The sequence below is a fragment of the Sulfurisphaera sp. genome, from assembly GCF_059755235.1.
Map to the genome: position 1 here is coordinate 44,568 of NZ_DBPRYF010000025.1, position 13,950 is coordinate 58,517.

Annotated in this window: 16 protein-coding genes and 1 tRNA gene; 6 read left to right on the forward strand and 11 right to left on the reverse strand. The window is 32.3% G+C overall.

What is annotated here, in order from left to right; genetic code table 11:
• Window positions 1–2: 2 nt before the first annotated feature.
• Genes pdo through AC3OCB_RS02965 form a run of 4 tightly spaced genes read right to left on the reverse strand, consistent with a single transcriptional unit; the run spans window position 3 to window position 2,132 of the window.
• Entirely contained in the window at window positions 3–704 is a 702-nt protein-coding gene (gene pdo / locus AC3OCB_RS02950) for a protein disulfide oxidoreductase (RefSeq protein ID WP_498340700.1), read from the reverse strand.
• 51 nt (window positions 705–755) lie between these two features.
• Complete coding sequence (locus AC3OCB_RS02955; RefSeq protein WP_498340701.1) at window positions 756–1,448, reverse strand: TIGR00296 family protein; 693 nt, start codon at window positions 1,446–1,448, stop codon at window positions 756–758.
• Complete coding sequence (locus AC3OCB_RS02960) at window positions 1,420–1,884, reverse strand: Mut7-C RNAse domain-containing protein (RefSeq protein WP_498340702.1); 465 nt, start codon at window positions 1,882–1,884, stop codon at window positions 1,420–1,422. Before AC3OCB_RS02960 ends, AC3OCB_RS02955 begins: the two co-directional genes overlap by 29 nt.
• Entirely contained in the window at window positions 1,884–2,132 is a 249-nt protein-coding gene (locus tag AC3OCB_RS02965; RefSeq protein ID WP_498340704.1) for a hypothetical protein, read from the reverse strand. Before AC3OCB_RS02965 ends, AC3OCB_RS02960 begins: the two co-directional genes overlap by 1 nt.
• Before the next feature lie 29 nt (window positions 2,133–2,161).
• Here AC3OCB_RS02965 and rqcH point away from each other — a divergent pair, with 29 nt between their 5' ends.
• From rqcH to AC3OCB_RS02980, 3 genes are read left to right on the forward strand one after another with little or no spacing between them, the layout of a single operon-like run.
• Window positions 2,162–3,967 carry a ribosome rescue protein RqcH gene (gene rqcH / locus AC3OCB_RS02970; protein WP_498340706.1) on the forward strand — a complete coding sequence of 602 codons (1,806 nt, stop codon included), beginning with the start codon at window positions 2,162–2,164 and terminating at the stop codon, window positions 3,965–3,967.
• Window positions 3,968–3,974: 7 nt separating this feature from the next.
• Entirely contained in the window at window positions 3,975–4,841 is an 867-nt protein-coding gene (locus tag AC3OCB_RS02975) for an RIO1 family regulatory kinase/ATPase domain-containing protein (RefSeq protein WP_498340707.1), read from the forward strand.
• On the forward strand, window positions 4,838–6,667 hold the full coding sequence (locus AC3OCB_RS02980; RefSeq protein ID WP_498340709.1) for a DUF460 domain-containing protein: 1,830 nt from the start codon (window positions 4,838–4,840) through the stop codon (window positions 6,665–6,667). The genes AC3OCB_RS02975 and AC3OCB_RS02980 overlap by 4 nt, the downstream gene beginning before the upstream one ends.
• Here the strand turns inward: AC3OCB_RS02980 and AC3OCB_RS02985 are convergent.
• Window positions 6,654–7,871 (reverse strand): methionine adenosyltransferase, encoded by a 1,218-nt coding sequence (locus AC3OCB_RS02985; protein ID WP_498340711.1) that lies wholly within the window; start codon window positions 7,869–7,871, stop codon window positions 6,654–6,656. The genes AC3OCB_RS02980 and AC3OCB_RS02985 overlap by 14 nt on opposite strands.
• A 32-nt stretch (window positions 7,872–7,903) precedes the next feature.
• A complete protein-coding gene (locus tag AC3OCB_RS02990) occupies window positions 7,904–8,161 on the reverse strand; it encodes a U6 snRNA-associated Sm-like protein LSm6 (protein WP_498340724.1) in 258 nt (85 codons plus the stop codon).
• A 102-nt stretch (window positions 8,162–8,263) separates the two neighbouring features.
• Between AC3OCB_RS02990 and AC3OCB_RS02995 the strand changes: the two genes are divergently transcribed.
• Window positions 8,264–8,575: an ArsR/SmtB family transcription factor gene (locus AC3OCB_RS02995; RefSeq protein ID WP_498340712.1), complete on the forward strand. Its 312-nt coding sequence runs from the start codon at window positions 8,264–8,266 to the stop codon at window positions 8,573–8,575.
• On the opposite strand, the gene pyrG is transcribed toward AC3OCB_RS02995, so the two are convergent.
• Window positions 8,531–10,123 carry a CTP synthase gene (gene pyrG, locus AC3OCB_RS03000; protein WP_498340713.1) on the reverse strand — a complete coding sequence of 531 codons (1,593 nt, stop codon included), beginning with the start codon at window positions 10,121–10,123 and terminating at the stop codon, window positions 8,531–8,533. The genes AC3OCB_RS02995 and pyrG overlap by 45 nt on opposite strands.
• An 86-nt stretch (window positions 10,124–10,209) precedes the next feature.
• Between pyrG and AC3OCB_RS03005 the strand changes: the two genes are divergently transcribed.
• Both AC3OCB_RS03005 and AC3OCB_RS03010 read left to right on the forward strand, forming a co-directional pair.
• Window positions 10,210–10,878: an orotidine 5'-phosphate decarboxylase / HUMPS family protein gene (locus AC3OCB_RS03005; RefSeq protein ID WP_498340714.1), complete on the forward strand. Its 669-nt coding sequence runs from the start codon at window positions 10,210–10,212 to the stop codon at window positions 10,876–10,878.
• 25 nt (window positions 10,879–10,903) lie between these two features.
• Window positions 10,904–11,353, forward strand: coding sequence for a hypothetical protein (locus AC3OCB_RS03010; RefSeq protein ID WP_498340715.1), 450 nt, complete (start codon window positions 10,904–10,906; stop codon window positions 11,351–11,353).
• Window positions 11,354–11,396: 43 nt separating this feature from the next.
• Here the strand turns inward: AC3OCB_RS03010 and AC3OCB_RS03015 are convergent, their stop codons facing one another.
• The 4 genes from AC3OCB_RS03015 to AC3OCB_RS03030 form a co-directional block, all read right to left on the reverse strand.
• Window positions 11,397–11,819 carry a DUF2153 domain-containing protein gene (locus AC3OCB_RS03015; RefSeq protein ID WP_498340725.1) on the reverse strand — a complete coding sequence of 141 codons (423 nt, stop codon included), beginning with the start codon at window positions 11,817–11,819 and terminating at the stop codon, window positions 11,397–11,399.
• Between the two features lie 51 nt (window positions 11,820–11,870).
• Entirely contained in the window at window positions 11,871–12,263 is a 393-nt protein-coding gene (locus tag AC3OCB_RS03020; RefSeq protein WP_498340716.1) for a Trm112 family protein, read from the reverse strand.
• The gene (gene glmM, locus AC3OCB_RS03025; RefSeq protein ID WP_498340717.1) at window positions 12,260–13,627 is read right to left on the reverse strand and encodes a phosphoglucosamine mutase; all 1,368 of its coding nucleotides are present in this window, start codon (window positions 13,625–13,627) and stop codon (window positions 12,260–12,262) included. The genes AC3OCB_RS03020 and glmM overlap by 4 nt, the downstream gene beginning before the upstream one ends.
• A 69-nt stretch (window positions 13,628–13,696) precedes the next feature.
• Window positions 13,697–13,774, reverse strand: a tRNA-His gene (locus AC3OCB_RS03030).
• Between the last annotated feature and the right edge of the window lie 176 nt (window positions 13,775–13,950).

Here is a 13,950-nt window from a genome sequence, read left to right on the forward strand (position 1 = left end):
TGTTATAACTTTTGCTTCTCCAATATAGTATTTATAAACTGTTCCTCGTATGGGACTCCTATAAATTCTACAGATTCATTTATCGCAACTGCAGGAACACTCATAACTTGATATTTCTCTGCTATATCTTGGTTTTCATAAGCTTCAACAACATCTGATATTACATTACACTTTCCAGCTTTACAAGCCTCATAAGCCACCATATGAGCCATTAAAGCTGCATATGGACAATATGGACAAGAAGGAGTAACTACTGTCTCTATTTTTACTTGACCATTTAATTTCTCCTTAATTGCATTTATCGTCTCTTGGCTTAATCCGCTTTCACCCATAGATAGTCTGACAGCTGTCTCAACTAAAGCCCTTATCTCTTCTCCCAAAGGAGAACCAGTCCATCTTAAATATCCTTTCATAAACGCTACTGTAGGTATTCTTTGAACATTAAACTCATTGAACAGTTTAGAAGAGCTAGAATCGGCTCTATCTACAATATGCACTATTAGCTTACTTTTACCATCAGAATCTTTAGGAGCAGCATCGCTCATGAATAATAAAAATTTCTTTGTTACCTCACAATAATTGCAACGAGCATCATTAGAATCTATGAAAACGTATACATCTACTGGGTTTTTCATATCTTTTAGTGCATCTGCAAGTGCTTGTTTTACCTCATCTGTAAAAAGTTCTGCAAATTCTTCTTCCATACTTTTCACGCTAATATTGTTAATTAACACGGTTAAATAAAAATGTATCTGTTATAATAAGGCAAGCTCTTCTTTCTTGCACTTGACTTGATTAGTTCTAATTACTGAAATCTTGTCAGAAGATGGTTTTATCTCTCTAAATATAATTCCTTGAAATTTCTTTATTTTCACGTTTTTATTTAACCAACAATCCGGTTCTAATCCAGCTTTAATACATGTTTCCGCTAAAAATGTTTCCTCATCCCAACAATACTCCATTGGCACTTGTGGTAGAAGTAATCCACTATATAATATGCCATATTCGACTATTAGTCCGTCTTCGCCCACTTTTATATACCTTGGTAGATCCAATCTATTTTCAACGTAAATTTCTTGAGGTTTTGTTAGAACTGTAACTTCAATCACAATATTATCAAATTCATTTTTAGAAAGTGGAGGAAATCTAGGGTCTGAAAAAGCGGCTGCGACTGCAGCTTTTGAGACAATATCTTTTAAAGGAGCCACTGCTTCAACATAGCCTATGCATCCACGTAAAGATGTTGATGAACCATAATAAGTTTCAAGGGTAACAAATGCTAACCCCTTTTTATTTAATATTTCATCTTGATAGGAAGATAGATAATCTTCAAAGCTAATCTTTTTTAATCCCAGTTTAATAGCTATTGAATCTCTGGCAATCTTTACGAGTTTCCTGCCTAACTCCTCATTTAATTCTTCAATTGCTACTAACTGCTCTTGACTCATTATTTCTAACTTTACTCCTGGCCTTAATAAGGGTATCCTCTATCGTTCTCCAATGAGAACCTTTCCAATACTCTTTTCCACATTTAGTGCACCTCCACTTATTATCATCAATTTTTTCTAAGATACCATTACATTCGGTGCAACGGCTAAAGTTTGGATCTGCGCTCAAATCTATTTTGTATTTTAGTGATAATTTAGCAAGAATATCTACCAGATCTTCATCTGGGAATACCATAAAGCATTCTAATCCTTTTTTTCTAGCCCTTATACATAGGCCTTTATCTCTAGTTATTATAATTCTCTTTGTTTCTTCAGCAATTTTAATTATTTTCCAGTCTTCTATATCTCTAAAGTAGTATGTGTCATAGCCTAAAATTCTTAACCATCTAGCAAGCTTGCCTAGCATCGCGTCAACAATAAATTTTTGCGATTGCATCATACATTGTATAGTATTAAAAATATTAAAATCCAAGCAGAAAAGAGTATTAAAACACCCCGTCCAAACAGATCCCATTTGCTAAAGTCGTCAAATCTATATAGAAAGAGGAAAACTATAGAAATACCGTAAAAGATAAGTGGAGTGATAAATGCTACCATTTCATTGTTTAAAAATAGAAAAGACACGATTCCGGCTATAACTCCTATTATTCCTCTTATAACAACGATTTTATCTTCTTTATGCACAAGTAGATATTAAGTGAGGGGTTAATAAAGTGAATAAAAAAACTTCAATGTCATACTTTGATTTACTAGCATGGGTTACAGAAAATAAAAATGAGTTAGAAGGGTGTAGAATAGATAATATCTACAAGATAAGTGGAACACAAGCATATTTCTTTAAACTTCATTGTAAAAATGGAGATAAAAATCTAGTTATAGAGCCAGGGAAGAGAATTCATTTCACAAAATACGATAGGCAAAAGGAAATATCAAACGAAATTACAATTATAAGAACGCACGTTAAAGATAGAGTAATAAACAATGTAGAAATCCTCGGAAAAGAAAGAATATTAAGAATTACCGTGGGGGATAAAAGAATATATGTAGAATTATTACCTAGAGGCTTACTCGTTATCACAGACGAAAATAATAGAATATTATTTTCAACTGAGTATAAGGAGTTCAAAGATAGAGTAATAAAACCTAACTCTGAATATCGAGTGCCACCTTCACCACAAGCTCTAACTGAAGAGGAAATTGAAAAGCTAATCAAGAAAGGGAATATATCAAGAATAATAGGAGCTCCACAAGAAATAATAGAAGCTTTAGGAATTAAGGTAAACAATAAAGAGGAACTTGAAAATGCAATAGAAAAAATAAATGAATTAGAGAAGAAAATTATGGAGGGTACGTTTGATAAATGTCTTATCCCTGGTATTTCAGTACTTCCGGTAAAAACAGATAATTGTATTGAAGAACCTACATATAATGATGCGCTTGACGAATACTTTACTAATGAAGAAAAAAATCTTGTCAAAAATGAGACGGACAAGAAACTTGAGGACGAAAAAAAGAAACTTCTTAAGACGATTCAAGAAGTAAAAGAAGAAATACAAAAATATGAAGAAGAGGAGAAAAAATATAGAGATGTAGCCAATTTTATAATCTCTAACTACGGTCAAATAGAAGAGGAAATAAAGAAAAATTATGGAAAGAACAACGTTAAAATTAACGTGGACGGAATAGAAATTGAAATTGATCCTAAATTATCAGTATATAAGAACTCTTCCAAATACTTTGATATAGCAAAGGAGTTTAATGAAAAAGCTAAGAAAGCTAAAGAAACGTTAGTAAACCTTGAAACTAAACTCCAAGAGTTAGACAAGCAGATTGAAGAAAGATCAGAAGAAATAAAAATATCGCTAAGAAAAAGGGAATGGTACGAAAAATATAGATGGAGCTTCACAAGAAATGGATTTCTTATAGTTGCGGGTAGAGATGTAGACCAAAATGAAAGCCTAGTAAGAAAGATGCTTGAAGAAAAAGATATATTCCTGCATGCTGATATACAAGGAGCTCCTGCAACTATAATAAAAACTGAAGGAAAAATCCCCAGTGAAGATGATATAAAAGATGCTGCGACTATTGCCGCATGTTATTCGAAAGCTTGGAAAACTAATATGGGGGCGATAGACGTTTTTTGGGTTTATGGAGAACAAGTTAGTAAGTCTCCACCTAGTGGAGAATATCTTAGTAAAGGATCTTTTATGATGTATGGAAAGAAAAACTTCATTAATAATGTAAAATTACAGTTATCTATTGGAATAACAGAGGATTTTAAAGTTATAACTGGAAATGAGGACGTAGTTGTTAAGTATAGTAACTTAGACATATATTTTGTAGTTGAACCCGGAGATGAAGATCCTAGCAAATTGAGCCAAAAAATTCTAAAAATCCTACAGGAAAAACTAAGAGTAAAAGGATTAAAAATATTACAAGATGATATAGCAAAATCCTTGCCTGGAAAAAGCAGAATAGTTTCAATAAAGAATAAAACCTTGAATTCAAAATATACGTAAAGGAATTATGACAGTTCTAACTTTAGCAGAAAAAGCATCACTTATAGGACCTTTAGATTATAAGGCCTTAAAGACGATTTATGAAAATAGTAATAAGTATGATTATATACCGTATTCGGTGTTACTAGAAGAACTAGGTCTTCTGAATAGAGAATTAGACGAGACATTAACAAAATTGTATAATTTAAGGTTACTATCAAAAGATAAAGTCACAAGAGAACTTGGATATAAACTAACATTCAGTGGCTTAGATATATTAGCAATAAAAAAATTATATACTAACAAAGTTTTAAAAAGTCTAGGAATAATAATAGGTGAAGGAAAAGAAAGCAATGTCTATTTTGGATATAACTTTTCAGATGAGACAATAGTTGTTAAATTTCATAGAGTGGGTAAAACTAGTTATAAAAACATTAGAAAGATTAGAGGAATTAGATATAAAGAAGATTGGATAAAACTTACAGTGGAGAATGCAGAGAGAGAATATGAAGCCTTAAAATGCGTATCAGATAATTACGGTAATGTTCCTAAACCTTACGGTATCGCATATAATACTGTTGTTATGGAATATATACAAGGAAATGAACTCTATAGAGCTAATCTTTCAGACCCAGAATCTACTTTTCAAGACATTTTATCTACAATAAGGATAGCATATAACTATTGTGACAAGACTGTACATGGAGATTTGAGCGAGTATAATGTAATAGTAAATGAAGAAGGAAAGGCCTATATAATAGATTGGCCTCAATGGCAGAAGAACAACGAAGAATTACTTTTAAGAGATTTAACTAACATTATATATTACTTCAATAAAAAATATGATATCTATAAAAGCTTGGATGATATAATAAATTACATAAAGGGGAAATGATGCTTGTCATAGGAATTGACATAGAACCTGGGAAAAGCCCTAATTCATCAGAACCCCCTACTTACGCAACTGTATTGATTAATGATAAAGGAGAAATCCTTGAAAAATACGAAAACATAACTATTGGAAAATTGATTAGACTGATTTGGGAGAAAAAACCTGATAAATTAGCAACAGATAATGTGTATGAGTTAGCCTCAAATGAAAAGCAATTAGTAAAAATAATTTCATTACTACCAGATAATGTAGAACTAATTCAAACTACATATATAGATGGGCAATTCAAAGACATAAGAGAAGTTGCAAAAGATAATGGTATTGAAGTACAAGGTAAACCTAGTCCATTAAAGACTGCATATTTGTCAGCATTACTTGCACTAAAAGGAATTGGAACGCCAATAAAAGCGATTGAAAACAAGACGAAAATTATTGTATCAAGAGGGAGGGCTCTAGGCCCAGGTGGAATGAGCAGTAACAGATACAAAAGACATATAAGAGGACTGGTATTAAGAGTAATGAAAGAAATTAAAGAAAAATTGGATAAAAATGGCTTTGACTATGATTATACTATAAAAAGAACGAAAGCTGGAATAGAAAAAGCAGTTTTTGTAGTTTATGCTCCAAGACAGAGCTTAAATGGAATAATAAAAAAAATGAAAGGACATGATTTAGTTCTTGATATAAAACCGGTATATAAAAGTAAGATTAAGTTTATTAACAAAGAAACTACTTCTAACAAACCAATAATAGTTGGTATAGATCCAGGGATAGAAGTAGGTATATCTATAATAGACGTTTATGGCAATCCAGTATTTTTTTCTAGCAAGAGGAACATGGACAGAGAAGATATAATAAACGTAATAAGACAAAATGGTAAACCGATACTTATTGCGACCGATGTGACACCTGTTCCAGATACTGTAAGAAAAATTGCTGCTCAAATAAAATGCAAAATATATGAACCGGAAAGACCGTTATACATAGATGAAAAAATACAATTAGTACAGAAATTTTCAGAGAAACATAACCTTAAAATAGATAGTCCACATATAAGAGATTCTTTATCAGCAGCACTAAAAGCATACTCTGATTTCTCCCATAAACTAAGACAAATAGAGGGATTCCTCGGGAGATTAGATTTGGATATAGAAGAAGAAAAAATAATTGAATGTGTGATAAATGGAAATACAATAAATCAATGTATAGAACATGAACTTGAAAAAGATATTTTTACAACTATCAACAAAGAAGAAAGTGTAAAAATAGTAGAGACAAAGCAAGTTACTTCAGTTAATAATTCTCAGTATTCTGATTTATTAGAATATAAAAAGGAAAACGAAAGATTAAGGAGATACATTAAACAGTTACTGCAATATAAGGATCACCTTGAAAAGAAAATAAACGAGATGAAAAGTACTATTAATATTGAAGTAGAGAAGGACAGAAGGGTCTATGAATTACACAATATTATAAGTATTAACACAAAAATTATTAACTCTTTAAAACAAGAAATGGAAAACAAAGATATAGAGATACAAAAATTGAGAAAAATTATAGAAAAATTAGTTAAAGGTGATGAAATAGCAATAGAAATACCGAAAATGCTACCTTATTTTAAAATAGAAAACAATGAGCTTTATTTACTAGATGAAAAAATAAATAAAAATATAGTTGATTTAGTAATTGATAATTATGTTCTTCTAGATAAAGACGTTATCAGAGACATCGAAATCCTTAAAAAAGAAAAGCAACTAAACGTAGATTCAAAAGTAGATCTTAAAAGATTATTTGAGGAATATAGAAAATATCGTTCTAGAATAATGTAACTTTTCCTTCTAATATCAAATCAGATATTTTCATTATGGAACCAAGAGTCTCATCTGTTATTCCTTCTATTTCTCTTTTCATTTCGGAAGTTACAGTACTGCTTTCAGAGTTCACTTGTACATTAGCTATCAGTGGATCGTCTATAGGTCTTCCTATCTGCCCTAGTATCTCTACTTGAACATTTTTGATTCCTTTGACCTCTGAAGATACTTTCTGTGCGATAAGATTAGCAACTATATTGTATATTTTTCCAACATGGTTTACTGGGTTCTTACCGGCAGTTGCTTCTAAAGACATTGGTCTCATTGGAGTAATCAAACCAGTAGCTCTATTTCCTCTACCAGTCATACCATCATCTCCATGCTCTGCCGATGTTCCAGTTACTGTTAGGTAAACAATGCCCCTATCAATTTTGTCTCCAGTATTTATGTTAACCTTTACATCATACTCTGGAACTATCTTTGACGCCAAATCTAATACTAACTGCTTTGCTTCTTCCTTTATTGCTACATATTGATTCGCATCACTAACCAACTGACTTATAATTGCCATTGCCAAGGTTAATTCAATAGACTTCCCTTTTCTTAAACCCATAACTTTTATATCTTCTCCTATTTCTGGTATTTTAGCCTTTACTTCCTTAGAATTTAGAAGTCTTTCGGTCTGAAATACTAGGTTTTCAAGCTTAGAATAAGGAGCAAAACCTACTCCAAAGCTTGTATCATTAGATAGTGGTGCTGTTTTCTTTGCAGTTTCGAAAATTCCAACTAAATCTGTTGAGCCTTTTCCTATTTTATAGTCTACTACTACATGTTTCTCAGGGTCTAAATACCTAAAGTTTTGCTTAATCCAATCCTTTACGCTTTCAATTATTATTGTACCAACAGGGATGCTTTCAACTCCAGAATCGGTCTTTACTTCTGTAGTTGCTCTCCCAGAAACTATTATGTAGATTGGTTGTAAGACTTCTCCTCCTTTAAATCTAGGTGATGCTTGACCTCCAACTAATAATGTTTTATCTAAATTATGATGCAATATAGCTCCATATCTTTTTAAATAATATAGTGAAAGTTTTCTGCTAGCTTCTTCAGATGCAGAATCTGCTATATAATCTGGGTGTCCAGTTCCTTTTCTTTCCACAAGCTCTACTTCCAAAGAATCTATGTCCGCCCAGTGACTCAACTGAACGTTTATATTTCTCATTAGAATACACTCACCGATATATTCTTATAAAATTATTTTCCCATCAAGGCTTCATAGTCCACACTTATAAACAATATATTACTTCCTCTTATTAGCACTCTTCCATATTTTGCAATAGGCTCTGATGTGCCTTCTTTAGCTTCCAAACAGTCTCTTAGCACTAAGTTCATTGTACCGTCGCTCTGTTCTAATCTTCCTACATATTCCGAACCATCTTTAAGTTTTACTAAAACGATTTTATTTGTTGCAATTTTTAAATTCTTTAAAGGATTTTCTGTCTTTGCTTGCACTATAGTCATCCTCATTTTCTTTTCTGATAATGACTAGTATAAAAGGGTTCTCCTCTCTTAGCCCCATCCTTTTTAAAGGGAAAATTTACAAATTATTTATACGTGGAATTAATAGTAAATGAACCAGAAGAAATATTAAAAATAACTAGAGCCTTATCCGTAATTACTCGATTAAATATACTTAAACTTGTTTCTGAAAAAGAAATGAATGTTACTGAACTAAGCGAAATATTACATATGACAAAAGCTAATGTTAGTATGCACATTGCAGAACTAGAAAATGCTGGCTTAATAGAGATTTCTTATAAAAATGGGATAAAAGGGATTAAAAAAGTAATAAAATCAAAATATGATAAAATAATTATTGACTTACAATCCAGCAGCAGCCCTAAGGAAACTAACGAAAATAGGTGAAGGAGATAGAGGTCTACTTTTATATTCTGGATGACCTTGTAACCCTACAAAGAATTTATGATTTTTGAGCTCAATCATTTCTACCAGTCCATTTTCACTTACTCCTGATATTATTAACCCTCCTTTCTGAAGCATATCTACATAGCTGGGGTTTACTTCATATCTATGCCTATGCCTCTCATAAACCTCCGTTGAGCCATATATACGATAAGCTAATGTTCCTTCTTTTATGATAACTTTCTGTGAACCAAGCCTCATCGTCCCTCCCATTTGTACAACTCTTTTTTGCTCGTCTAAAAGTGTGATAACTGGATGAGGTGTATTAGGATCTACCTCAGTAGTATGAGCCTTCTCAAGCCCTAATACATGCCTAGCAAATTCAACGACCGCTAATTGCATTCCATAACATATTCCCAAAAACGGAATATTATTTTCTCTAACATATTTTATAGCATCGATTTTTCCCTCTACACCTCTTGCTCCAAAGCCTGGAAGTACAATAACACCATCGACTGACTTTAGTTTCTCTAACGCTTCTTTAGAGTTCTCAAAGTCAGTAGATTCTATCCATACTAAAGATGGCTTAAGATTTAGCTTTGCTGCAGCATGGTAAACTGCTTCTTTTATGCTGATATAGCTATCTTTAAGCTTGGTATATTTTCCTATTAATGCGATTTTTACTTCTTTGTTTGCACTTTTTATATTGTTAATAAAAGATAGCCATTCTTCTAAGTTAGGTTGCCTATCAGGTAAATCTAATTTATTGAGTATTTTCTCTGCTAATCCTTGTTTCTCTAAAATTAAAGGAACTTCATAAGTCATAGTTACATCATAATTAGAGAAAATGTATTCTGGTTTAACATTTGTAAATAATGCAATTTTTCTCTTACTATCGTCATCCAACGGAACTATTGATCTAGCGACTATAATATCTGGCTGAATACCTATTCTTCTTAATTCTTGCACACTGTGCTGTAGTGGCTTAGTTTTTATTTCTTCTGTTGCTCTTAAAAATTCCACTAGTGCTACATGAACAAAAATAACATTATTTTCTTCTTCTAGTCTTAATTGCCTTACTGCTTCCAAGAATGGTAAACCTTCTATATCACCAACAGTTCCTCCTATTTCTACAATAATGATATCTGCATTAGCCATACTAGCAGCATATCTAATCATAGATTTTATTTGATCAGTAACATGAGGTATTATCTGAACAGTTTGACCTAAATATTTTCCTTGTCTTTCGTTTTTAATAACCTCAAAGTAGACTTTCCCTGCTGTTACATTATTATAATGATACATGTTTACATTAAGAAACCTTTCATAATGGCCTAAGTCTAAGTCAGTCTCTGCACCATCATCAGTTACAAAAACCTCTCCATGCATATATGGATTCATAGTTCCCGCATCAACATTGAGATAAGGATCTACTTTTACCATAGTGACTTTATAGTTCCTGGTTTTTAGTAGTAAGCCTATAGAAGCTGCTACTGTGCCCTTACCAACACTAGATAAAACTCCTCCCGTAACTATAATATACTTAGTCAATCGAAAATCACAGCTAAAAATATCATACAATGAGTTTTAAAATTCATTTGTTTAATTTTATGGGGAAATACCTAGCTGGTGAAACGATGGAATTACTTGAAAAGTTATTAGATCAAAAAAATTTACAAGTAGCATTGGATTTTATTGATTTAAAAAACGCTGAGGAAATAGCAAAAATATCAGTTGAGGCAGGGGCTGATATATTAGAAGTTGGTACGCCACTAGTCAAATCAGCAGGAATAAACGGAATAAAAAGAATTAAAGAATTAGCAAACAATAGGATTGTTTTAGCAGATACAAAGACTGCTGATGCAGGAGATGTAGAAGCTGAAATAGCACATTTAGGTAGTGCTAACATAATGACAGTATTAGGTATAATGGATGATTCAACAATTGAAAGTGCTGTTAAAAAGGCTCATGAATATGACATCCTGGTACAAGCCGATTTAATAAATGTAAAAGATATAGTGAAAAGAGCAGAAGAAATAAAGAAATTAGGAGTGGATATAATAGGATTGCATGTCGGACTTGATGTACAGAAAAAAAGAGGTATTACTATAAAAGATTTAAAGAGTGAAATAAAGAGTGTTAGCGAGTTAGGAGTTGCAGTTTCTGTTGCTGGAGGACTGAATAAACATAATATATTAGAAATTCTTGATTTGCCAATTAACATATTTGTGGTTGGAGGAGCAATAACAAGAGCTAAGAACCCATTTGAAGAGGCAAAGCAAATCGTTAAGATAATTAAGGAGTGAATCATAAATATATTAGGAGTTTATTATGTCGCAGCCTGGGCAGACTAAATCTAAGGACGTCAAAATGGTATCTAAGCAAGTATTTACTGCAGATTCACTAAAAGAAGATAAAAGAAAGATAAAACTTCTATATATAATAAAGGCTTTAAATGGTGCTTCTGAAAAAGCATTAACGATAGGATTATATGAGTTAAAGCAGAAAGGATTAGATTTAGGATATCAATTTAATGTACTAGGAAACAATATATTTAGTCCAATGATAAAAGAAGATATAACGGCACTGCTTTATGTAGGATACCTTGAAAATGATCCAAAGAGTAAGAAGTTAGTACTAACTTCTAACGGGCAGGAATTTTTAGATGCTCAACAGATAGAAGACGAGTTTAAGAATGCTTTAAATCAGCTACTAAATGAAGTTAAAATGAAAATTAATGCAATAGATGAAGAAAATAGAATGAAAAGTAGGAGAAGATAATATTTTTGATTTTAAGTTAAAATTAAAAAGAAATTTTTTATATTCACATTGTCATAAATGTGCTTCTTCTCCCTGTGTTTTGTTGTTCTTCATTAACTGTTCTAGTCCATATCAATGGATCTAACTTCCCTTCTTTGTTTAATTTGACTACAAGTTCTCTAAATTGACTTGTATGTCTTATGTCAAGTTGTAACAATGTCTCTAAAATCTCCCAAGTAGTCTTTCTTACATCTTGTAACATCTCCTTTGGCATATGCTTTATTATCTGAGGATCTTGTAACCACTGATCAAAAGCTTTTATCGTTCTCATGATATGCTGAAAAGCTACTCTAGTAGCAAGAATTAAATCTAATCTATCAACATCTTCTGACTCATATTTTTTCTCTAGTTCTTTTACCGTCTCCAATAAGTTTTTCTGCATTTTTATCCATTCGTCAAGATTTGAGAGATATCCGCTTTCCAACAGTTACACCAATAATATTTATCATGGTTCCACCTAATAAAGATATATCAAAATTTATTCTTCTTTTAAATTAAAAGGGACTCCTTCTTCTAAGATTTCTCTTGGTATCTTATCTTTATATTTTTTCATAAACGAAAGATCTTCTTCTTTCTTTCTCAATTTATCTGGAAGCATTCTTGGAATCTCGTCTATTATAGGATACCATCTTTTACAATTTGGACAATATAATAACCCATCCACTATTTCATTTTTTATACATTCTTCACAAGGAGGAACTTCTTTCATATCTTTTATAAACTGATTCTTATAACTACAGAAAAGTTCACATAAAGGCTTTTTCTCTTCCCCAATATCCCTATCTATAGTCCTAGAAGAAAAAACATAAAATTGTAAAGGAAAATGTTTGCAAATGGGACAAGCTAGAAGATCAAGGAGTCTGTATTTCATTTGCCCTCTACAACTCTTTTTAACTCGTTGACTATATTATTTGCTATGCCTTCGTCTTTAGCTTCTGCCATGATTCTTATTATTGGCTCAGTGCCACTTTTTCTCACAAGAAACCAATAATCTTTTCCAATAACTTTCACTCCATCAATAGTTATAATTTTAACTCCAGAACCAGAATAAGCATCTATGACTCTTTTATAGATCTCTTCAACTATCATATTAGGTTTTAACTCTACTTTAGTCTTAACTAAGTAGTACTTTGGAAGTCTATTAAATAATTCAGCTGAGCTAACATTTTCATTAGCCATTAGTTCAAGCATTAATGCAAAGCTCATTGCACCATCTCTGACGTATTGATGAGGAGGATACATAAACCCTCCATTCTCTTCAAATCCAGCTAAAGCTTTTTCATCAGCAACTTTATGGGCAATATCTACACTACCTACCTTTGTCCATTCAACTTCTATTGAATATTTGCTTAAATATTCTTCAACTAGACTGGAACTAGAAACTGCTGTAATTACTTTTTTATTTGCATTAGGATTTTTAACTGAAGCCCAGTAAGACAATAGAGCTGCGCTCCTATCACCCCACTGAACTCTTCCTTCAGAGTCAATAAAAATCGCTCTATCTGCATCGCCATCATGAGCCACACCAAGGTCAACATTCAATGTCTTTACTACATCTGCTGTTTCTTTTAGACTATCAAAAGTAGGTTCTGGTTGCCTCGCTGAGAATAATGGATCTAAATTACCATTTAATGTATAAATTTTACAGCCTAAAGCTCTTGCAACTAATGGAGTAGAAAGAGTACCTACACTATTAGCTGGGTCAATTAATACACGATAATTCTTTTTCCTTATTTTCTCTATATCAACATGGCTTAATACACCATTAACGTAGTTAGAAATAACTCTATCTTCTTTCTTTACTTCATTTGCTAGTGAGCTCCATTCAGCTGTGTTAAACCTATCGCTAAAGAATATATCTTCTATCTCGTTTTCCTTCTCTCTTCTTACTTCAATGCCATCTTTATCAATTACTTTGATACCGTTATATGGGGCAGGATTATGACTAGCAGTAATTATAATCCCTGCATCATACCCTAAGGTTTTCACAGCGTATTGAAGTGCCGGTGTGGCACCCATACCTCCATCGAAAACTTCAACGTTAACACTTAATAAACCTCCTTCAACAATTTTTGTAAGCATATCGCCGCCAGCTCTAACATCTCTACCGACTAAGATTTTAGCCCCTTTTCCAAAGAATGTGCCTATTGCTTTAGAGAGTTTTAGTGCTAATTCTGGTGTTAATTCCTTGTTTGTTATACCTCTAACTCCATCAGTTCCGAAAAGTTTTCCCATGTTAATATTATATTTTTCCTATTTCTTTTATATCTTCTCTAGCTACCTAACTACGTGAGCGTTTAAAAATGGGGCTCGGGCCGGGACTTGAACCCGGGACCTACGGGTCCACAGCCCGTCGCTCTAACCAGGCTGAGCTACCCGAGCCATCAAACCGAGCCCGGACCCAATTATTAACTCTTATTTCCTTACTTTTAAACTTACTCTCTACATATTTCTCTTTTAGTTTAGTAAAAACGATATAAAAATTATTTTGTTTTATACATATCTCTGATTATATCCAGTAATTCCCTTGCTATAATAGTTTTATAATTTTTTTCTAG